The sequence below is a fragment of the Salibacterium aidingense DSM 18341 genome, assembly GCF_000429685.1.
Taxonomy (GTDB): domain Bacteria; phylum Bacillota; class Bacilli; order Bacillales; family Marinococcaceae; genus Salibacterium; species Salibacterium aidingense.
This window is the reverse complement of sequence record NZ_AUCI01000001.1, coordinates 275,050-296,775: the sequence shown is the minus strand read 5'-3', so window position 1 is coordinate 296,775 and position 21,726 is coordinate 275,050. Positions and strand designations below refer to the sequence as shown.

At 47.1% G+C, this 21,726-nt stretch carries 21 protein-coding genes; 8 read left to right on the top strand and 13 right to left on the bottom strand.

All coding sequences use genetic code 11. The features are described 5' to 3' along the window. Window positions 1-10: 10 nt before the first annotated feature. From nfsA to G475_RS0101375, 10 genes are all read right to left on the bottom strand, one after another. A complete protein-coding gene (nfsA, locus tag G475_RS0101420; protein WP_026699732.1) occupies window positions 11-757 on the bottom strand; it encodes an oxygen-insensitive NADPH nitroreductase in 747 nt (248 codons plus the stop codon). Then, on the bottom strand, window positions 747-2,165 hold the full coding sequence (gene allB, locus G475_RS0101415) for an allantoinase AllB (protein WP_026699731.1): 1,419 nt from the start codon (window positions 2,163-2,165) through the stop codon (window positions 747-749). The genes nfsA and allB overlap by 11 nt, the downstream gene beginning before the upstream one ends. Before the next feature lie 231 nt (window positions 2,166-2,396). Continuing rightward, complete coding sequence (locus tag G475_RS0101410) at window positions 2,397-3,311, bottom strand: dihydroorotate dehydrogenase (RefSeq protein WP_035709758.1); 915 nt, start codon at window positions 3,309-3,311, stop codon at window positions 2,397-2,399. Next, window positions 3,308-4,093, bottom strand: coding sequence for a dihydroorotate dehydrogenase electron transfer subunit (locus G475_RS0101405; protein ID WP_026699729.1), 786 nt, complete (start codon window positions 4,091-4,093; stop codon window positions 3,308-3,310). Before G475_RS0101405 ends, G475_RS0101410 begins: the two co-directional genes overlap by 4 nt. Beyond that, complete coding sequence (locus G475_RS23960; protein ID WP_051302034.1) at window positions 4,093-5,355, bottom strand: Zn-dependent hydrolase; 1,263 nt, start codon at window positions 5,353-5,355, stop codon at window positions 4,093-4,095. Before G475_RS23960 ends, G475_RS0101405 begins: the two co-directional genes overlap by 1 nt. Window positions 5,356-5,473: 118 nt before the next feature. Further along, a complete protein-coding gene (locus G475_RS0101395; protein ID WP_026699728.1) occupies window positions 5,474-7,087 on the bottom strand; it encodes a PucR family transcriptional regulator in 1,614 nt (537 codons plus the stop codon). 24 nt (window positions 7,088-7,111) lie between these two features. Next, window positions 7,112-8,389, bottom strand: coding sequence for a TRAP transporter large permease (locus G475_RS0101390; protein WP_026699727.1), 1,278 nt, complete (start codon window positions 8,387-8,389; stop codon window positions 7,112-7,114). After that, window positions 8,386-8,907: a TRAP transporter small permease gene (locus G475_RS23955; RefSeq protein WP_233275711.1), complete on the bottom strand. Its 522-nt coding sequence runs from the start codon at window positions 8,905-8,907 to the stop codon at window positions 8,386-8,388. The genes G475_RS0101390 and G475_RS23955 overlap by 4 nt, the downstream gene beginning before the upstream one ends. 88 nt (window positions 8,908-8,995) lie before the next feature. Next, window positions 8,996-10,069 (bottom strand): TRAP transporter substrate-binding protein, encoded by a 1,074-nt coding sequence (locus tag G475_RS23950; protein WP_233275710.1) that lies wholly within the window; start codon window positions 10,067-10,069, stop codon window positions 8,996-8,998. 187 nt (window positions 10,070-10,256) lie between these two features. Beyond that, window positions 10,257-10,442 carry a hypothetical protein gene (locus tag G475_RS0101375; RefSeq protein ID WP_026699726.1) on the bottom strand — a complete coding sequence of 62 codons (186 nt, stop codon included), beginning with the start codon at window positions 10,440-10,442 and terminating at the stop codon, window positions 10,257-10,259. A gap of 51 nt (window positions 10,443-10,493) precedes the next feature. On the opposite strand from G475_RS0101375, the gene G475_RS27500 reads away from it, so the two are divergent. Continuing rightward, window positions 10,494-10,778 (top strand): hypothetical protein, encoded by a 285-nt coding sequence (locus tag G475_RS27500; RefSeq protein ID WP_026699725.1) that lies wholly within the window; start codon window positions 10,494-10,496, stop codon window positions 10,776-10,778. Window positions 10,779-10,791: 13 nt separating this feature from the next. Here the strand turns inward: G475_RS27500 and G475_RS23945 are convergent, their stop codons facing one another. Together G475_RS23945 and G475_RS0101355 are read right to left on the bottom strand one after the other, a co-directional pair. Beyond that, entirely contained in the window at window positions 10,792-11,292 is a 501-nt protein-coding gene (locus tag G475_RS23945; RefSeq protein WP_035709755.1) for a sigma-70 family RNA polymerase sigma factor, read from the bottom strand. Between the two features lie 506 nt (window positions 11,293-11,798). Then, the gene (locus tag G475_RS0101355) at window positions 11,799-12,602 is read right to left on the bottom strand and encodes a TIGR00266 family protein (protein WP_026699724.1); all 804 of its coding nucleotides are present in this window, start codon (window positions 12,600-12,602) and stop codon (window positions 11,799-11,801) included. Between the two features lie 190 nt (window positions 12,603-12,792). On the opposite strand from G475_RS0101355, the gene G475_RS0101350 reads away from it, so the two are divergent. Both G475_RS0101350 and G475_RS27860 read left to right on the top strand, forming a co-directional pair. Beyond that, window positions 12,793-14,820, top strand: a complete 2,028-nt coding sequence (locus G475_RS0101350; RefSeq protein ID WP_051302032.1) for a methyl-accepting chemotaxis protein — start codon at window positions 12,793-12,795, stop codon at window positions 14,818-14,820. Window positions 14,821-15,282: 462 nt separating this feature from the next. Next, entirely contained in the window at window positions 15,283-15,408 is a 126-nt protein-coding gene (locus G475_RS27860) for a hypothetical protein (RefSeq protein ID WP_267880092.1), read from the top strand. Window positions 15,409-15,425: 17 nt separating this feature from the next. Here the strand turns inward: G475_RS27860 and G475_RS0101330 are convergent, their stop codons facing one another. After that, window positions 15,426-16,439 carry a LacI family DNA-binding transcriptional regulator gene (locus G475_RS0101330; protein WP_026699722.1) on the bottom strand — a complete coding sequence of 338 codons (1,014 nt, stop codon included), beginning with the start codon at window positions 16,437-16,439 and terminating at the stop codon, window positions 15,426-15,428. Between the two features lie 421 nt (window positions 16,440-16,860). Here G475_RS0101330 and G475_RS0101325 point away from each other — a divergent pair, with 421 nt between their 5' ends. The 5 genes from G475_RS0101325 to G475_RS0101305 all read left to right on the top strand — a co-directional run bounded on the left by G475_RS0101325 (window position 16,861) and on the right by G475_RS0101305 (window position 21,720). Then, entirely contained in the window at window positions 16,861-18,171 is a 1,311-nt protein-coding gene (locus G475_RS0101325; RefSeq protein WP_026699721.1) for an ABC transporter substrate-binding protein, read from the top strand. A gap of 85 nt (window positions 18,172-18,256) precedes the next feature. Further along, on the top strand, window positions 18,257-19,117 hold the full coding sequence (locus tag G475_RS0101320) for a carbohydrate ABC transporter permease (RefSeq protein WP_026699720.1): 861 nt from the start codon (window positions 18,257-18,259) through the stop codon (window positions 19,115-19,117). After that, the gene (locus G475_RS0101315; protein ID WP_026699719.1) at window positions 19,117-19,941 is read left to right on the top strand and encodes a carbohydrate ABC transporter permease; all 825 of its coding nucleotides are present in this window, start codon (window positions 19,117-19,119) and stop codon (window positions 19,939-19,941) included. Before G475_RS0101320 ends, G475_RS0101315 begins: the two co-directional genes overlap by 1 nt. Window positions 19,942-19,959: 18 nt before the next feature. Continuing rightward, window positions 19,960-20,679: a ThuA domain-containing protein gene (locus G475_RS0101310; protein ID WP_026699718.1), complete on the top strand. Its 720-nt coding sequence runs from the start codon at window positions 19,960-19,962 to the stop codon at window positions 20,677-20,679. A gap of 12 nt (window positions 20,680-20,691) precedes the next feature. Further along, complete coding sequence (locus G475_RS0101305; RefSeq protein WP_026699717.1) at window positions 20,692-21,720, top strand: Gfo/Idh/MocA family protein; 1,029 nt, start codon at window positions 20,692-20,694, stop codon at window positions 21,718-21,720. Window positions 21,721-21,726: the final 6 nt, after the last annotated feature.

Here is a 21,726-nt window from a genome sequence, read left to right as displayed (position 1 = left end):
GTTTTCTCCTTTATTTAAAAGTAAACCCCTGTTCCTTTAAAAACGTCGTCATCTGTGGCCGGCGGGGAGCGGCAAGGTAGGATGCCATCTGTTCCAGCCAGCTTTCCCGTTTAGGGTTCACGGGCCGGTTTTGGTAGTATGAACGAGTAATTTGGTCAAAAGCAGGAAGCGCCTCCTGCACCTCTTTTTCCTGATACTTGTTATGGTGCCATACGCCGGGCAAAGGAAAGCGCGGTTTCTGACCGGGAAGGTGCTCCGGATAGCCGAGACACATACCCATTACTGGGAATGTCCACGTTGGAAGCTCTAAAAGCTGGGCGACTTTATGCGGAGCATTACGGATGCCGCCGATCATCACCCCGCCAAGGCCATAGGCTTTTGCTGTGATAAAAGCATTCTGAGCGGCAAGGGCGGTGTCGACTGCTCCAACAAGCACATTTTCTGCTTCCTCCATTTCAAACGCCGTGCCCTGGTCTTCGCTGATCAGAGCATGTTTATGAAAATCGGCAACGAAAACGAGAAATACCGGCGCAGCTCCTACATATTCCTGCGGGCCGCATAATTCCTCGAGCTTTTCGCGCAGATCGGGGTCGGTCACGGAAATGATGGTATAGGCCTGGACATTGTGGGAAGTCGGCGCCCACTGGGCCGATCTTATGATATCCTCAAGAACCTCTTTGGGGACGGACTCCTCCGTAAATTTTCGGATCGAGCGATGGTTCTGAATGAGGGCTGCTGTGTCGTTTTTAGGTTCCATGTATGGTTCTTCCTGTACTTGTGGGATAAATGATTTGTCCGTTGCCGCTGGAGACAATTTCCCCGTCTTTCATCACTGTCTGCCCGCGGACAATGGTCTGAACGGGCCATCCTTTAATGGGAAAGCCGTCATAGGCCGTTACCTTGCTTTTACTGTGGAGCTCGTCCTGCTTGATGGTCCCTTCCTTGTTCATGTCCACGATCGTGAAATCAGCGTCGGATCCTGCCTGCATCGTTCCTTTCTGAGGAGCAATGCCAAACAGCTGCGCCGGGTTTTCAGATAAGAGCTGGGCTGCGCGCTGCAGCGTAAGCCGCCCTTCGCTGACTGCGTTCAGCACGAGAGGAGCGAGCGTTTCCACGCCGCACATCCCGGCCGGAATAGACCACAGGCTTCCGTCTTTTTCCTCCTGCGTATGGGGAGCGTGGTCCGAACATATGTGAGAAATGGTACCGTCGGCGATTCCTTCCCAAATTGCTTCCTGGTCTGAACGGTGTTTCACTGGAGGATAGACTTTCATTTTCGGTCCCACCCGGTCAAAGTCTTCTGCTGATAAAAACAAAAAGTGCGGGCAAGTCTCTACGGTGACAGGCAGACCTTCCCTCTGGGCCTCCCGGATCAGACGGACGGATTCGCCGGCACTGACATGAAGCACGTGAAAACGGACACCGGTCGCTCTTGCCATTTCGATCCCGGTCTGGACGGTTAAAACTTCAGCCAGCGCAGGGCGGCCCTCGAGCAGGTCTTCATACGTAGAACCTCCTCGTTCTTCCACACGCGAGGTAAGCGTCTGAATTAAGTCATTATTTTCTGCGTGCACTGCAAATACCTGGCCGGTCCGGGCGACGTTTTCCATCATTTTATACACTTCCCCGTCATGAAACGGCGGGATGACGTTTTCCATTCCAGGCTTGTAGTTATACATAAGCTGGAAGGTCTCTTCGTGGACAGCGTAGCCCCAGAAAAATTTAAACGCGATTACCCCTTTATCGTGCAGGTCTGGAATGTGCTCTTCGTTCAAATGACCGAGACAAATTCCCCAGAGTGCAAAGTCAACACTGGCCTGCTCCCCTAAATGCTGGTGCTGCCTGTCAAAATTATCGGCATGATTTACCGGGGGGTTGGTATTCGGCATTTCAAAAACGGTCGTCAATCCCCCTGCCGCCGCGGCCTGGGTGGAATGGGTGAAATCTTCCTTATGCGTTGGACCGGGATCGCGGGAATGAATATGGGTATCCATGAAGCCGGAGAAAATATATTTGCCGCCGGCGTCTATGTCCTCTATTACTTCTCCCGGCAGGTCTTCTGTGGTGATGGCTGCGATTTTTCCGTCCTGGACATAAATATCTGCCTGATACATGTCTTTTCCTGTGACGATCGTTCCGTTTTTAATTCGCTGCTGCCATGCCAAAACATATCATCCTTTCTTTCTTATAAGGTAAGAAAATATAAACGCGTTTTCAAAATTCAGCTCCAGAAGCCAGCGGCTCGAAAGACCCACACGAGGGCCTGCAGGATGCAGGTCAGTTCGGTGTTGTCGCAGGACGTATTTCCACAGGGTGTGGCGGCTTCAGCGCCCGGCACAGTGCGTGCACGGTTTTAGTAGAAGAACCTTTATATAGGCGGGCGCCTTGCGCTTTTCTTAGCATTCTACACTGCCGACCAGGTCGTAAATGTTTTTCACGTCATGGCGTTCCATGTAGTCTCTGATTTCCTGGACTACATCCGTCAGCGCGGTAGGGGTGATGAAGCTTGCCGTTCCCACCTGCACCGCGGAAGCTCCGGCAAGAATCATTTCAATCGCATCGGTACCGTTCATAATTCCGCCGCAGCCGATAATGGGCAGGTCCGTTACCTGAGACGTCTGGTAAATCATTCGTACCATAATAGGCTTAACAGCCGGTCCGGACAACCCGCCCATCACATTTCCCACCATCGGTTTTTTCGTTTCGGTATCAATTGCCATCGCCAGAATCGTGTTGGCGACGGTTAAGGCATCGGCGCCTCCGGCATCTGCTGCTTTCGCAATTTCCTGGATGCTGGTAACGTTTGGTGTCAGCTTGGCGATCAACGGAACATCTGTAACCTGGCGCACTCGGGTAAGCAGTTCGCGGGTCACTTCTGCATCCATGCCAAATGCCAGACCGTCTCCTTTCAGGTTAGGGCAGGAAATGTTCAGTTCCAGGGCATCAATATCCGGATGGCTGCCGAGCACGTCAGACATTTCACAAAACTCATCAATAGACTCCGCTGAAATACTGGAAATCAGCGGGACGTCATAGGCGGAAAATTCAGGGATGGTTTTGCTTAGATAAACGTCGAGTCCCTTCGATTGGATACCGATGGAGTTAATCATGCCGCCGTGAGTTTCACATACTCTCGGGGTATCATTTCCCGGCTGCGGATGTTTCGTAATACTTTTTGGAATAATTGCACCGATCTTATTGAAATCAAGCGCTTCGTGCATTTCAGGTCCAAAGGCGCCTGAAGCCGGCATCACTGGATTCTGCAGGGAAAGCGAGCCGATGGATACTTCCATATTCCGTTGTGCAATCATGAAATCACTACCTTTTCTAATGGAAAGACGGGCCCTTCTAAGCAAACTCGTACCGAGCGCTGCTTCCCGTCTTCCTCTAAATCACAGACACAGGCAAAGCATGCTCCCATGGCACAGCCCATCTGCTCTTCCAGGGCAATTTCACCGGGAAGCTTATATTCTTCGGCCAGGCGCTGGTTCAGGCGGGAGAGACGCCGGGAACCGCAGGTATATAATGCTTTAATATTCTTTCTATTAATGATATCACGCATCAGGGATTCCACGGAATCTACGCCGCTCGTCCCTTCTTCTTCTGTTACTTTGTGAACCTCTGCTCCAAAATCCTGAAGGGTTTCGGCAGCAAGCAGGTCATCCCGGGAACGTGCACTTAAAATAGCGGTGCAGCGTACTCCTTTACGGCCGGCTTCCTGCGCCAGAGCGGCGAGCGTTGCAATACCGACGCCGCGGGCGGTGAGAAGAATGTCATCACATTCCGGCTGCAGCTGAAACCCATAGCCGAGCGGACCCAGTAGGTCGGCTGTGTCGCCCGGTTTTTTGCGGGTGAGATCTTTTGTCCCTTCGCCTTTAACAAGATAAAGAAATTCGATCGTGTCGTCTTCCTTGTTGATGCGGTATATGCTGAAAGGTCTCCGCAAAAAGGGGAATATTCCTTCCGAGCATCGTATATGAAAAAACTGGCCGGGCTCAATCGTTTCGTTCATCTCGGTGGTGTCAATTTTCATGTGCCAATATCTTGAGGAAACCTGAACATTTGAGATAATCGGCAGCAGGTGTTGTTTCATCACGATTTCACCTCCAGAAAGGCTTTCTGATGTCCTTCATTTGCGAGCGACCGCACAGAGTGCTCCAGGACATCGACACCGGCGATCATATCCGTCAGGGCCGTAAATTCGTCCGGATGGTGGCTTAAGCCATCCACGGATGGAACAAACAGAAGACCGGCGGGCCACTTTCTGGCCATATTCATCACATCATGTCCGGCGCCGCTTGGCATAAAGAACGGTGTCAAGTTCAATCTGCCGCAGGTAGAAGCAAAACATTCCTGTATGGACTCATGCAATGGCACCGGAGTTTCTTCGGAGATGGTCTCCATTGTTACTTTCAGACCCCGTGCCTTTTCCACCTTCTGGACCTGTTTTTTAAACTGGCTGTACACCTGACGGCGGGAGGCTGTATCTGTACTGCGGATGTCAACGTCAAATTGACAGTGCCCGGGGATGACATTCATGGCTCCAGGGTGGGATTCAATCCGCCCCACGGTGGCTACAGTATTGTTTTCCTTTTCCTTCCGTGCTTCTGCTTCCAGCCCTAAAATGAGCTCGGACGCACCGGTTAACGCATCTTTGCGGATATCCATGCTTGTTGTCCCGGAATGGGAGGCTTTTCCTTCCACATTCACGCGAAGGCGGAACGGCGCCGCGATCCCGGTGGCAATTCCTACGGGAAGCCGGTTTTTTTCAAGCAGTGGACCTTGTTCAATATGCAGTTCCATAAACGTTTTTATATCGGTTTCGGGTCGTTTGGCTTCGATCAGGCTGTCAAACGAATAGCCAGCCTCTTCAACAGCTTCCGGAAACGTGACGCCGTCTTTATCCGTTAACGCAGCGAGACGTTCCAGCGAAACAGCCCCGCTCATTAATTTGCTTCCTATCGTGGCCATTCCGAATCTCGATGATTCCTCCGCGCGGAACACAATGATTTCCAGCGGGTGTTTGGTGTAGATATTTTTTTGATTTAAACGGTGGATCACTTCAAGACCTGCAAGAACACCAAGCGTACCGTCATAACGTCCTCCGGCATAAACGGTATCCAAATGAGAGCCGATTGCCACGGCAGGGAGAGGGGCGGTGCCTTCCCGCCTCGCAATAAGATTCCCCGCCGCATCTTCCCGAACGTCCATGTCTTCTTTTTCACAAAGGCGGCGGAAAATGTCCATTGCCTGCTGTTCTTGTGTGGTATACGCCAGACGGTACAAACCGGGTGAAGACGTCTGTCCAACCTGGTTCAGCTGTTCCAGCCACTTATCAATACGTTCCAAACTCATACGTTCCACCTCTTATTAATTAAAATCGGGTATTCGGATTTTATTGTCTGTATCTACATTTTAATATTCTGACGGTTCGTAATACGTCAGTGATCAGGACATAATATGAGTTTGTTTTTTAGCGTAATCGATAATTGTTGTTAATAAAGTGGCCGATTTTTAAACCAAGCTGAATCATCAGCTTACCTTCTGAGTCCTGAAAGCTGTGCCCGGTTAATGTTTTTATTTTCTGGAGACGGTATTTTAAGGTATTCACGTGAATATACAGGCTGTCGGCGGCAGCGGAGACCGATTCATTTTGGTAAAAATACTCCTCCACACTCCGAATGAGTTCCAAATTGTGCTTTTGATCGTAGTCTGCAAGAATTCCAACCGTTTCATTGTAAAACTTGACCAGCTCATCCTGCTGATCCATTTGGGCAAGCAGACGATATACCCCAAGGTCATCGTACAGAACAAGCTGGCTGTCTTTCAGCTGCAGGGTACGGCTGATGGAAAGAGCAAGCTCTGCCTGTTCAAAGCTTTCCTGCAGTTCGGGGAAACTGTCGCTGCTTACTCTGCCAGCTCCAGCGTAGGGGGGGTGGGCAAACATTTTTTCAAATTCCCGAATGAAGCGGTGCAGATCCACGAGCGCTTTCTCTCTGCCTTTTCCCCTTGTTGGATACAAAATGTACAACACGTGGTGCATCATACCAACGACAGCGTGAGGGTCAATATGATGGATCATCATTTCTAGTTTCGTCATATGATCTGTTAAAAATGTATCGCTGGCGGCGGTTTGTTCAAAATAGACGGCACAGCACATATAATGCCGTTCGGGAAGAATGTTATATCCTTTTGCTTTTTCTTCAAGTTCCTTGGTTTGATGAAGGCTTCCTTTAAACAGGGCGCGGAAAAAATCGCTTTTGTATTGCAGTTCTACTTCATAACGCACTTTTTTCCGCATAAATTCAAGGGCCAGGACGGACGAAGCCCGTTCGAGAATGGCCAGATCTGCTTCAATGTGATCCTTGTTTTCGTCCCAGCTTGAAATCGCTCCGTATAATGTTCCATCCACTATAATAGGGGCAGTGATACAGCTCACGGTTTCTCCATCACTGTTCTTTCGTTTCAGGCGGATTGGACGCTGGACGTGTTCAAGTTCTTCAATCTGCTGGTATTTAAAATCCTGAAAAGGACTGTTCATTAAAGGCGTATCGACAAACGAAACCAGGCTTTCAATGGAAATATTGTGTTTGGTTAAATGGGTGAGAATGTCGATCAGGTAATGGATGCCGGGTTCATTCAAGGACACTTCATTTAATAAACGATATGCTTCTTCAAGGTCCTCCTGCAGTACAACTTTGCGGTCGAAAATCGTATTCATCACCGGGGACAAGATATCTAAATAGCTAACCCGCTCTGGAATTTCGATAATGGGAAACCCATATTTTTCTGCTTCTTCAAGAATCGGCATCGGTATGTTTTCAACGAAACGATTGGGCTTGATGGCAAGAGCCGAGGTTCCCCGGGCGTACAACTGCTGAATTAACTCCTGCTGGGCCTGCGGGTCATCTTTAATGGGGTAAAGACTGGTCAACATCAACTCATTTCCCTTGAGCCACTGCACGATATCAGGGACTTCCATAATTGTGACGTAGCTTATTTCTTTATCCAGGCCTTGGTATCCGGCAATGACACGGCATTCCCGCAAACCACCTATTTTCATGGCATCCTGTAATAATAGTGACATGTATCTCCCGCCGTTTCTAAGAAGTTATTCAAAAAAATGAAGTAAGAAAAGGGCTGATTCCGGTATATACGTAATAATCAAAAGAGCAATGAATTGGACAATGAGAAATCGTTTCAGCCCCGGCATCATTTCAAGCATGTTTAATTTTGAAATCGTCTGCGTGACAAATATATTGATGCCAAAAGGCGGCGTATACATACCGATGGCAAGGTTTGAAATCATCACAATACCCAGATGAATGGGGTCCACGCCCAGATTCATAGCAGCGGGAAAAATCAGGGGGGCGACGATAATAATGGCAGCCACACCTTCCATAAACATACCCATGATAAGAAGAGCTACGTTAATTAAAAGAAGGAATAGAACAATCGAACCGACATGTTCGGTAACGTATCCCGCTATCTGTTGCGGCACACCGCTTCTCGTTAACAACCAACCCAGGATCTGCGCAGAAGCGACGAGCACCAGTACTTGAGCGGAAGTGATGGCCGAATCGACACAAACCTGATAAAACTTTTTCCAGCTCATCTCCCGGTAGATAAATGCACTGACGACAAGAGCATACACAGCAGATATGCCGGCAGCTTCCGTCGGAGTAAACACTCCTGCATATATACCACCAAGGATAATAACCGGGATTAACAGCGCCCAAAATGCTTTCAGGGTGGCATCGAGAAGCTCCTGGGCAGAAGCCTTTTTATCCCTTGGCATATCGTGTTTTTTCGAGTACCAGTAGATGTAAACCACAGCTGCAATGCCGAAAATTAAACCGGCGCCGATTCCAGCAGTAAACAATTCCCCTACAGACACGGTGGTGATCACCGAGGCGAGCACAATCAGCGTAATACTGGGAGGGATGATCAAGGAAACCGAGCCTGCCGATGCAAGAAGACCGGCTGCAAACGCCGGATCATATTTGCGGCGTACCAGCTCTGGATACATGATTTTTCCAATGGCAATAACCGTGGCCGGACTGGAGCCGGATAACGCTCCGAAAAACATGCTGGAGACCTGGGTGGTCATGGCTACTCCACCGGCCAAATGACCGACAAGCGCGCGTGCCCAGCGGAGCAAACGGTCGGAGAGGCCGCCGCCTTCCATGATGTTGGCAGCCAGAATGAAAAATGGAAGCGCCATCAAAGCAAATTGATCGAGTCCGGCAAACATCCGCTGCACGAGGATCATTGGTTCTGTTTCACTCAGCAGCACGACACTTACAAAAGACGCCAGCCCCAGGGAAACAAAGATAGGGGTGCTGATAAATAACAGGATAATAATAAGTGTGAGCAATAAGTTAATCATAGGGAGTCTCCTTCACTCATGTTGTTGAGAGATGTCTCTTCCTTCCCGGTAAGAAGCTGGAATGTCAGGACGCAGATGTGAAGGATGGATAGCGCACATCCAATGGGGATAATCAAATACACCCAGTACATTCCGATTTCCAGGGAAGGTGTGATCTGTCCGGTGCCTACCGAGAATAAAACTAATTCGAGACCGTACGACCCAAGAAAAATTAAAAATACAATCGATAATACATTAACGACCAGCTGGATCAGTTTCGTCATCCGTTTTGATAAATAATTTAAAAGAAAATCGATTCCGACATGAATCCCTCTCCGGAAACATAACGCCATTCCTATAAATGTAATCCATATCATGAGATAACGGATAAGCTCGGCCGCCCAGCTTGTGTTGGCATCAAAACCATACCGGAGCACAACGTTGGAAAATAAAACAGCGGTAGCGATGATAATGAGAAGGCCGATCAATGTCTCTTCCGTTTTATAGAGAATCTGCATTCCTTTGCGCAGCGCGTTCATGGCACAACTCCTTCCTTCGGTAAAAGAATATGAGATGGAACAGGGAACCAGCGGACAAATAACGGTGCTGGTTCCCTGCAGGGCTTTCTTATTCGCCTTTTACTTCACTGATTTTATCTTTGAACTTGTCCAGAAGTTCCTGCTGATCCGCATCTTGAACGATCTCGTCGTGGATGGACTGAGACGCTTCGCGGAAGTCTGCAATTTCATCCTCTGTCAGTTCATAGTATTCTGTCTCGGAATCCTGAATGTTTTGACGGTATTCGTCTTCTGTCGCAGCGAGATCCTCACGTGCTGCTTCTACGCCGGCGACTTCTGCTTCTTTGATCGCTTCCTGGGTTCCTTCATCCAATCCATTGAACCAATCCTGGTTTGCCATCAAGAGATAAGTCATGGTGCCGTGATAACTTTCAATTACATAATCCTGTACTTCATGGAAGTCGTTCAGATAAATGGTTTGCAGCGGGTTTTCCTGACCGTCTACCACACCCTGCTGCAGCGCATTGTAAACTTCAGCGTAAGGTACCGGTTCAGCGTTGCCTCCCCAACCTTCATACTGGCTGATCAGGGCAGGAGATTCCATCGTTCTCATTGTTAGTCCTTCAAAGTCGGAAGGCTGATGAATCTCTGTACCGCTTGTCGTAAAGAGTTTAAATCCTCCCGGCCAGTAGCCGAGTCCTTCAAATCCGCCTTCGTTAAGCGTGCCGAGAAGTTCTTCCCCGACTTCAGAATCAAGAACTTCGTATTTCTGCTCATTGCTAGCCGGCCAGAGATAAGGCAGGTCCACCAGTTTTACAGAATCAACAAATGGGGTAACCACAGCGGAAGGCTGCATTGTAATATCAATTTCTCCGAGCTGTGTTCCTTCCACCTGTTCACGGAGGCTTCCCATTTGAGAGGCTGGATAGAGATCCACCGTAACGTTTCCGTCTGTTGCCTCTTCAATGTGGTCTTTGAAGGCCACTGCACCTGTATGTTCCGGGCTGTCTTCCGGCTGGTTATGACTGAAAGTGATCGTAAGTTCTTCACCGCTGCCGGCATCCGCGGATTCTCCGCTGTCCCCTCCTGTATCTTCTGAATCTTCCCCGTTTCCGCCGCATGCCGTAAGCGTCAGCATAAATGCAAAAGCAGCGGTTCCAACAAATTTTGCTGGTAATTTCATACTTTTTTCCCCCTTATCATGTTAAAAAGAAGACAATTGTGATCTCCGTTAAACTTATCGTACAATTTAGACATCTTATTTTCTTTGTCTTAATTAATAATTTTACGGTTGTTTTTTTGTCTAAAAAGACAAAAGTTATCGAAGTCACCATTAGTTTGTTATGTATTGTCCTCATTTACCGTAATTATTATAACTGATATGTCGGTGTTTTGAACATATAGAAATCAATTTTTTTGTCTTTTTGTCCATTTTTCCTTTCTGTATCTTTTGTAATATTTTCTTCCATAAAAATTTGTCGAAGGAAAAGATCCTTACCATATTTGTGTAAATGAAATGGTAAAAAGGTAACAGTAATCAGCTGAAACGGAGCCATCCGCTTCTCTCCCTCTGGTTTTTGTTAAAGAAGGAGCTGGACCAACGTTACATGCTGAGGCATCCGCTGCAGGCTAACGCTTGCCGCGGGCACGCCTCAGCTACATTTTCTTTATCACAGGGGCTGGGACAAAATCATATAGGCCAGATAAAAATCCGAACGATTATCTTTTCCATTAGAAATTTGGCGTCGTTCGGATTTTTTCATGCGGCATCTGCCCTCTTAAAACAACCAATAGGAACGGAGTCTGCCGCTGTACAATCGCTGCGGCCGATCCCTATAGGAGTCTCCGTGGCCGGCCTCCGCTATGATAAGGAACTGCTTTCACTCTGCTGATGAAAGTTTTCGTTTATATAGGAGATGGCAGCTGACGGAGTTTTGTTAGAGCAGATCTGCGCCAGAATTTCACGGTGTTGGGAGAGACGCTGTACAAGGATGCAATTTCTGAAATTTTTCTGCCGTAAACGATGTGTTCGATCACCCAGTCCTGTTCCCGGGGGGAGAGAATACGCAGGTAGGGCGTAAGGCTGTCTACTTCCTGCCGGAGGGTCAGGCTCTCGGGCGCGGTTTTTGTCATCCGCTCGAAGTCGTTTAATTCATTCATGTCTTCATATTTCGCCTCTTTGCGGAGCTGATTTAACATTTCCCCTTTTACATACTTGGCGGCAAAGGAGGCGAACGGCCCTTTTTCCTCCTCATAGCGTTCATAAGCCTGCCACAGTGCAATGAACCCAATCTGTAGATATTCCTCTTTGTTCTTATAAATGCGCAGTTTTTTGATGGTGCTGAGAAGTAAGGGGGTAAAATCATGGACAATTTCTTCAAAGGAAAGAGCTGCCTGCTTCTTCATTTTTTCTCCAGTCGACTGACGCGCGCCGTCCAGAATTTCCATGGTGCTTTGAGCATAATCGTAAAACTGGAATCGCGCACATGACCGAAGAATTGATAGGGTAGACAGGAACTTACGTTTGGTATAAGAGTTTATTCTCTTGCCTTCATAAAAGGAAATTTTTGGTATTTTTTTAAAAAACAAAACCACCGGGAAACAGGCGGTTTTGTTTGAAAAATTATAGGATTTGCGTTTCTTTAAGAAATGATTCTTTTTCAAACAGAGGTTCCAGCGGGAAAATCTCCCATAATACGGCGCATACCATCACCTTTTCGGAAAAAGATAAGAAAAGAAACGCTTGGAACCTGGCTTGGAGTGACATTTTCCCCTGAATTCCAAAAAAGTAAGGGTTAAACCCGATCTAATCGTTACAATGACAAGGGTGAAAGGAAAATGTCATGTGTAGCGCAAGCGGTGCCCCGGGGTGCAGCCTATATCCCGAGATCTGCCTTATTTAGAATCACCGGCTACCGCCGGTCTCCGCCGAAAAAGTTATGAAACAGGTTGTTGGCAATACTCCCTTCGCCCTTTTGTTCTCCTTCGCCCTGAGGAGCAGCAGCAAAGACACGGCTGGCAAGACGGCTGAAAGGCAGGGACTGCACCCAGACCGAACCCGGGCCGCGCAGGGTGGCGAAAAATACACCTTCTCCCCCGAACAGTGCCGTCCGTATCCCGCCTACAAACTCGACGTCATAATGGACATCACCGGTCATTGCGACAAGGCAGCCTGTGTCGACGCGGAGTGTTTGTCCGGGTTCCAGTTCTTTTTTATGGATGGTTCCGCCGGCATGGACAAAAGCGATGCCGTCGCCTTCCACCTTCTGCATAATAAACCCTTCCCCGCCAAAGAATCCGGTGCCAAGCTTCTTCTGAAATTCTACACCAACCGATACGCCTTTGGCTGCGGCTAAAAAGGCTTCTTTCTGGCAGATTATTTTTCCATTCATTTCACTTAGATCCATCGCCATAATTTTCCCGGGATAAGGAGAAGCAAAGGAAACATGCTTTTTTCCCCGGCCGGTGTTCGTAAAGGTCGTCATAAATAAGCTTTCTCCGCTCAGTACACGCTTGCCGGCACCGAATAATTTCCCCATCAGCCCGTCGCCGCTGTTGTCGGATCCATCGCCAAATATGGTCTCCATTTGAATGTCCTCATCCATCATCATCAGCCCGCCGGCTTCAGCAATCACAGTCTCTTCGGGGTCTAATTCGACTTCCACAAACTGCATATCGTCTCCATGGAGCTCATAATCAATTTCATGGTTATTCATTTTTGTCTCTCCTTTGTATGTTTTCTCTAATCTAAAAATTCGACAAAGGTAGAAAGAACCCTTCTGAACATGGATTCGTTTTTTAGGCGAAAAATAATTTTATAGTAAAAGTGTATAACTCTTTAATTATGTATTTGATCTGCCGATAAAATGTATAGTTAAATTACTCATTATAAACAGGGGGAAAAGAATGGTAAGACGAGGCAGCAAAGTATCACAAGGCAGAACTTTTTCTTTCAGAGGCTCATTGAAAAATAAACTGACGGTTTTTTTACTCTTCATCGGTTTAGTCCCCACCGTTCTCATTGGATTTTTTATTTATCAAACCAGCACGGATGAAATTATTGCAAAAGAAAGAGAAAGTCTGGAGTCACTCGCAGAAAGCACATCGGATGGAATGGAGCAGTGGCTGGATAAACGAATGTCGCAATTGACATTGTTGGCCTCGTCCGAGGAAATCATGTCAGAAGAGAAGGACCGGCAGCTGCGGATGGCCAATATTATGAAAGACAGCGATGAAACCTATGAAAACGTCGTATTTACAGACACAGAAGGCATCGTGCGGGCTGATACATCGGAGGAAAATATCGACACCCTGGATTTAAATGACCGGGATTATTTCCAGCAGGGCATGAACGGAGAAAAAGTCATCTCCGAGGCGCTGGTGTCCAAAGACAGCGGAAATCGTGTGATTGTACTGGCGGTTCCGGTCTATGACGAGGCCGATAATATCATCGGGGTATTGAGTGCGGTTGCTGATTTTGATGCGTTGTTACAACAATTCTTATCGGAGAAGAATTTGAATAAAGAAGGGCTCCAGCCGATTATGGTGGATAACAGTAATAATATTCAGCTTCACGCTCAGGAAGAACTGATGGGGCAGCCTATCGCCGAGGCGGATATTAGTGAGACTTATAAGCAGCGGCTGGACGAAGGAAAAACAAATGTAGGTTCAGAAGTCCTGCAGGAAGAGGATAAGGTGCTGGCTCACGCGCCGTTGGAAATGGCCGGGTACGGGGTATACTTTGCGGTGCCGATGGACACGGTGCTGCATGTCACGGATTCCCTGCAGCTGCATGCCGCTCTTATGGTGGCAGTCGCAGCTGTCATTATTATTGTATTGGCACGGGTCATTGCCAATACGATCAGCCGCCCGATTCAGCGGGTAACGGAAAAAGTACAGCTGGTGGCAGACGGAGATTTGACGGGAGAAGAAATTTACGTGAAGTCCAATGATGAGGTCGGACAGCTGGCCGACCATTTCAATCAAATGACAAAGCACCTTAAGGCTCTCCTGAATCAGGTACGGGAAAGCGCGGAGATGGTCAGTGCTTCATCGGAAGAACTGCAGGCCAGTGCCGAAGAATCGAGCCGCTCCTCCGAAGAAATTTCTGAATCGATTCAGGAAGTCGCCGCTGGTTCAGAATCCCAGTCGGAAAGCATTAATGAAAGTGCCGGCGTGATGGAAGAAGTGACAAGAGGGGTGCAGGATGTTGCTGAAAGTGCCTCTTCCGTTTCGGAAAATGCCGCGGCCACGATGGAAAAAAGCAAAGAAGGCGGCGGAAAGGTCGACCGTACCTTGGAAAAAATGCATTCCATCCACCGGTCTGTGGAAGCATCCAACAGTGTGAATGAGTCGTTGAACCAACGTTCCCAGGAAATCGAGAAAATACTGCAGGTCATTACCAGTATTGCAGAACAAACCAATCTGCTGGCGTTAAACGCTGCCATCGAAGCGGCCAGAGCCGGTGAAAGCGGGCGCGGATTCGCTGTGGTCGCCGAAGAAGTGAGAAAGCTTGCGGAAGAATCGCAATCGTCCTCCCAGCAGATTACAAATATTATTCACGATATCCAGCATGATATCCATGAATCGCTCCATTCGATCGGGGAAGTAACGGAAGAGGTGCAGGAAGGTCTGACTCTCGCTGATGGTTCCCAGAAAAGCTTCGAAGAAATCCAGAAGTATACCGGGATGGTAGCGGAACAGATTGAAAATATGGCTGCGACATCGGAGCAGATTGCGGCAAGCTCCCAGCAGGTATCGGATTCCTTCAGCGAAATCGCGCAGATTTCCAAAGACAATTCAGGCCGGACCCAGAATGTAGCCGCCGCCTCCGAAGAACAACTCGCTTCCAGTGAAGAAATAGATTCGTCTGCTCAATCCCTGAGCTCCCTGGCAGAAGATCTTCAGACAGCAGTAAACAAATTTAAATTTTAAGGAAACAAAGGCTGTCTCAAATGATAGGGCAGCCTTTGTGCTTCACGAGGAGGCTGTGGGCCGGCAGAAAATTGGTTATACAGAGGTCTATGCCGGCGGACTACCCGCTTTTAGTAGAAGTTCCAATTGTGCCGATTTAGAAAAGGAGCTGATGCCGCTTATATGCTCTGGAGTAAAAGCGTCCGTTTGCAGCGCAGGCTGTTCAGAAAAATGGTAGACACGGGAAAGGGAAAAAGAAGATTAAATGACCAATAATGAGTTTTAATGGACAAAAGGAAATGGGAAAGCTGGCAAAATGGCTCTTATTCTCGGTTATTGAACACTTTCAAACTGATTCTGTCCTCCCTGAACGCAGCTCGTTAATTTCCGGATGGGTCAGTGGGAAATTTTCCTTATAAACGTGGCGGCTATCCAACACATATCATTGAGCAACAGGGGAAATAGTTATAGGAAATTAGTAGATTGCGGCCCTGGGAATTCGGGGACGAATTCGACGCATTGCTGGAGACGGTGGATGCGGAAGGAGATAGGTTGAAAGATGTGATTAAAGAAAAAGGAGACGACATGAAAGATAAGTACGGAAGATAATGCAAAAGAGCAGTCGTTCATTGTAACGGCTGCTCTTTTAGATGGCCGCAGGATTCCCGGATCACCAGCGTATCTTCTAACACAAATTGAGACTGGACCAAAACTTCTTTGTTCAAAAGATGAAAAAGCAGATCCATGGATTTTCGTCCGATTTCAAAGGTAGGCTGGGAAATAGTAGTCAACTGCGGAGTGAACATGGAAGCCATTTTAATATCATCAAAACCGGTTACCGCAATATCCCCGGGAACGTTTAATCCATAAGCTTTTGCGGCGTTAACAGCTCCCATCGCCATTTCATCGTTCGCAGCGAATACCGCCTCTGGACGGTCTTCCAGAGAAAGCAGCTTACCCATGATGTTATATCCTGATTCGATACTGAAATCCCCTTCCTGAATATTCAAGGATTTAACATCCACGCTTTTAGCTTGAAGGGCCTGTTTAAAACCCCTCAGTCGATCGACCCCCAGGACGGTTTCCATCGGGCCTGTAATATGGGCGATGTTTGTATAATTAAGTCCCAGGAGGTATTCGGTCATTTTACGAGCAGCACTGATATTGTCAATGGAAACCGTGGGCAGGGTCGTTCCTTCCAGATACTCGCAGGCAAGCACAATAGCATGTTCTTTTCCCAAATCGAGAAGCACGTTCCGGTCGACACGTGAAGTTAACATGATTAGCCCGTCAACCTGCTTTTGCTCGAGCATATCAAAACACTTCCGACTGTCAAAGTGGGCATGTTCCGCATCCATCACCAAGACGTCGTATCCTTGTTCATTGGCCATGGTTTGAATACCTTTCATCACATTGGAGAAAAAAGGGTTGGTAATGTCAGGGACCACGACGAGAATAGTCTGAGTATGGGCCGTCCGAAGGTAACGTCCCAGCGCATTTGGTTTATAATTTAAAGCGTTTATCGCTTCGAGAACATTTTGTGTATTCTTTTCCGATACGGTTCCTGTTTTACTTAAAACCCGGGAAACGGTGGCAACAGACACATTGGCGTGTTTCGCCACATCCTTGATCGTCGGCATAATAACAATCCTCGCATTTCCTTGTTGATGTAAACGATTACTACATTGTTGGTTTCTATGTTATTCTAATTTAACAGCATTGTCAATTTACTACCTCGGAAGCTGCGTTGTTTTTGTTGATTTCCAGATTAAATTTTAAGAAAAAACGAGCCAATCATTGGGTTGACATTTTCAGGGAAAGTATATAGGATTTGAATTATAGTTGTAATCGTTTTCTTATTATGATGATGTAATATGGGGTATTAAGGCCTGATTATTGGGAAAAAGGAGGGTTGATGCAATATTAAGTACTAGTTTTATGGACTTATAAGTAATCGATTACAAAAGAGAAGACGGAGAAAAAGGCTGGGTCCGGGCCCTTATATTTTTTCTGTATATGGAAGCGCATACATTAAATTTTTTAAAAGAAGGAGACAAGTAGATGAAGGGAAAGAAACTATATTTTTTAATCGGTGCGTTCTGTTTGGCAATTGTTCTGGGAGGGTGTTCGTTTTCTTCCGGCGGCGACACGGAATCCGGGGGAGAAGACGGTCATGACGGCGGAGGCCAGGTCACGGTTGATATTTTCCAGTTTAAAGTGGAATTCAAGGATCAATTTGAAGAATTGGTTGAAATCTATGAAGAAAGTAATCCGGGAGTAACGATTAATGTGAAGACGGTAGGCGGCGGTAATGACTACGGTCAGGCTTTAACATCTGCCTTTAATTCAGGGGAAGAACCGGATATTTTTAACGTGGGGGGACCGCCTGATGTCGACCAGTACGAAGACTATATGGCCGATGTGTCCGGCACAAAAGCAGCGGAAGCAGCATTGGAAGGCACATTGAACAGTGTAGAACGGAACGGGGAGATCCTTGGCCTTCCGTTTAATCAGGAAGGATACGGTCTTCTTTATAATAAAGAAATATTTGATAAAGCGGGAATCAAGGCCGGGGAGATTCAAACGCAGGAGGAACTGGAAGAAGCAGTGGAAACGTTGGATAGTCAAAAAGAGGAACTGGGTATTGAAGCGCCCTTTGCCTTTCCGGCAAAAGAGCAGTGGGTCATGGGAAATCATCTGGCTAACGCCTTTCTTGCTGATGAGTTTGACCATGATGTGATGGAAGCCTATGATTCTGACTCTGTGGCGTTTGAAATGGGGGATCAGATGCAGCGCTTTTTTGACCTGCAGAATGATTACTCGATACAGCCTACGCTGAATCTCGACTATTCGCAGCAGGTGGAGGAACATTTTTCCCTTGGCAATGTAGCCATGATTCAACAGGGGAACTGGGTCTATAACACGATAGAATCGATGGATCCCGAGTTTGCAGAGGAGAATGTCGGCCTGCTCCCGATTCCGGTGGAAGGGTATGAAGGCCGTATTCCGGTGGGCGTACCGAATTATTGGGCCGTCAATAAGGAATCCGCCGATGAAGTAGTGGAAGCAAGTAAAGAATTTCTCGACTGGATGTATACGTCTGAGGAAGGAAAGCAGTTTGTGGTAGATGAATTCCGTTTTGTTCCTGCTTATGAAGGATATGAAGATTTAGATATAGCTGATCCTTTATCGGAAGAAGTATATCGTTATTCTACGGAAGGAAATACGATGGGATGGGTCTTTTTAGGGGCTCCGACCTCGTGGACAGAAGATGTGTTAGGTGCAGCGATGCAGGAGTATATTTCTGGTGATATAACGTGGGAGGAAGTGGAAGAGCAGTCGATAGAGGGATGGGAAAAATCCCGGCAATAGCAAAGGAGGAATCGGCGGAAAGGCACCGCCTTTCTGCCTCGTTCTCTTACTCGACTTTCATCAAAAAAGCATTGGGGGAGACAGCATGTACAATCGCAGCCTCTGGTTTTGGCTCTTTATCACACCCGTTCTTTTAGCTTTAGGAATCGTCGTTGCTTTTCCATTCTTGTACGGTTTTATTTTTTCTTTTACCGACTGGAATGGTTTAAGGGTAACGGAGTTCACTGGATTCGAGAACTACAGGGCTTTATTTCAGGAAAGCGAATTTATAAACGCGCTTATTTTTACGATTCAGTTTGCCGTGGTTACTGTTCTTCTGCTGAATGCCATTGGTCTCGGTCTGGCCCTTATTGTTACCCGCAAGATCAAGTCCAACCATCTTCTGCGGACGATCTTTTTTATGCCTAATTTGATTGGCGGCCTGATATTAGGTTTTATCTGGCAGTTTATTTTCGTGAGTGTGTTTGGAGATCTTGGAGAAATGTTCCATATTGAAGGGATGAAGGGTTGGCTTTCTACAACAAGAACCGGCTTTTGGGGTCTCGTTATTTTAACAGCCTGGCAGATGGCCGGTTACATTATGATTATTTATATCGCCTATCTGGAAAACATACCGAAAGATTTAATCGAAGCTGCAAAAATAGACGGAGCCACCAGTCTGCAGCGTTTTAAGAATGTGACGTTTCCACTCGTCGCCCCGGCTTTTACGGTCAGTATGTTTCTCACGCTTTCGATGACGTTTAAGATATACGATCAAAACCTCTCCTTGACGGACGGCGGCCCGGCTAATTCCACGCAAATGCTTGCGATGGATATCGTACGGACGGCTTTTTCTGATAATGAAATGGCTTACGCGCAGGCGAAGGCAGTCATTTTCTTTTTGATCGTGGCTGTCATTGCACTGACCCAGGTCTACTACAATAAGAAACGAGAGGTGGAGATGTAATGAAAAGAAGCAGGGAAAAACGGAATTTACGTGTTATAGAAATAGTTGGCATAGTACTCGGCCTGCTTTGGATCTCTCCTTTCTACCTCATGATTGTCAATGCTTTTAAATCCAAGCGTGACATTTTTGAAGGGGTGCTGGGCCTGCCTCAGTCTTTGCGTCTGGAAAATTTCGTAGAAGCGTTTGTGGATCTTGACTTTCTAAAATCCCTGTTTAATTCTGTCATGATTACGGGTCTCAGCATTCTCATTCTTATTCTGTTCTCATCCATGGCAGGGTATGCTCTAGCCCGGAATAAAAGTAAAATCAGCAGTGTTATTTTCTTTGTTTTTGTCGGGGCGATGCTGATCCCGTTCCAGTCCGTGATGATTCCGCTCATTTCTTTGTTCGGCATGGTGGATATGCTGCATGGAGGCGGTTTAATTTTTATGTACCTTGGTTTCGGCTGCAGTCTTTCCATTTTTCTATATCATGGAGCGATGACAGGGATTCCAAGAACGTTAGATGAAGCTGCCATTATAGATGGAGCCAGCCGTTTTCAGCTTTTTTGGTATATTATTTTTCCCTTATTAAAACCAATCAGCGTAACGGTAGGAATATTAAACACCATTTGGATATGGAATGATTATCTGCTGCCGTCTCTTGTCCTGAGTGAAAGTTCAGCGACCATTCCACTAAAAATGTTCTATTTCTTCGGGCAGTATACCAGACAGTGGGAATTGGCGCTGGCTGGTTTGACCATTGCGGTTATTCCGGTCATCATCGGGTACTTTTTTGCCCAGAAACAAATCATTGATGGAGTTTCAGAAGGCGCGGTCAAATAAAAAAGAGGAGGAAAAAGGATGAATATTACCGTTTGGAATGAGTATCGGCATGAAAAAGAAAATCCGGCAGTCGCCGGCATATACCCGGATGGGATTCACCATGCTATTGCAGGGTTTCTACAAGAAGCCGGACATACGGTCACTACGGCTACACTGGATGAAGAAGAACACGGACTTTCCCAGGAGGTGCTGGAACGCACAGACGTTTTACTCTGGTGGGGGCATAAGGCGCATGACGAAGTGAAAGAAGAGACTGCTGAAGCAGTGAAACAGCGGGTGCTCGATGGCATGGGACTGATTGTGCTGCATTCCGGCCATTTTTCCAAAGTATTTCAGAAACTGATGGGAACGACCTGTGATTTAAAGTGGCGGGAAGCAGATGATCGCGAACGGATGTGGGTGGTCGATCCTTCCCACCCCATTACAGAGGGGTTGGGACCTTATATAGAAATCGAAAAGGAGGAAATGTACGGCGAACATTTCGATATTCCCGCGCCGGACGAATTGATATTTATCAGCTGGTTTGAAGGCGGAGAGGTGTTCCGAAGCGGCGCAGCGTTTAAGCGTGGCCGCGGCAGGATTTTCTATTTCCGCCCGGGTCATGAAACCTATCCGACGTATTATCATAAAGACGTACAAAAGGTCATCAAGAATGCGGTGAAATGGGTGAAAAATACAGATACCTCCCGTCCTGTGTATGGAAACGCAGCTCCGATTGAACATATTTCAAAAAAATAGGAGGAGATAGAGATGACAATATTAAAAACAGCGGTAATAGGATGCGGCAGTATTGCCCGGAACCGCCATCTGCCGGAATATGAGGCAAATCCATCCGTGGAAATCACGGCTGTCTGTGATCTTGTTAAAAAGAGAGCAGAAAGGACAGCAGAACCATACGGAGCCCGGTGGTATACGGATTATGAAGAGCTGCTCAAGCAGGAAAACCTCGATCTAGTCAGCATCTGTCTCCCGAATTATCTCCATGCTCCGGTATCCATCCAAGCACTGGACGCCGGCGTACATGTATTATGCGAAAAACCAATGGCCGCCTCCAGCCGGGAAGCAGAAGATATGATTACGGCCTGCAAACGGAATGGAAAAAAATTAATGATCGGTCACAATCAAAGGTTTGTCCCTTCCCATCAAAAAGCGTATCAGCTTCTTCGTGCCGGTGAACTAGGGAAAGTATACAGCTTCCGAACCACCTTTGGCCACGGCGGTCCGGAAGGCTGGAGTGCCGATGGAGTTAACAGCTGGTTTTTTGAAAAAGAAAAGGCGATTATCGGAGCGATGGGTGATCTCGGGGTGCACAAAGCCGATTTGCTTCGCTGGCTTCTCGGGGAAGAATTTTCAGAGATTGCCGGTTTTATAGAAAACAATGCTAAAAAAGAGATTACGGTCGATGATAATGCCGTTTGTATTCTTCGTTCGGAATCCGGTGTGATTGGAACGATGGCGGCAAGCTGGGCTTATCAATCAGAAGAGGATAATTCGACTGTCATTTATGGAGAACGAGGGACGATGCATCTGGAAGAGGATCCGGAGCATTCTTTGGTGATACAGTATGCAAACGGTAATAAAGTCAAATATGAGCTCGGCCGGATCGCATCCAACGAAGAAGGCGGCCAGACGGGGTCTTATGTCATTGATCATTTTGTAGACTGTGTCCTGTATGATAGAGAGCCGCTTATAGATGGGGAAGAAGGAAAAAGGTCTTTAGAAGTCATTCTGGCAGCAATCGATGCAGAAAACCGGTCCACATTATTAAAAACAGAGTAGGGGATA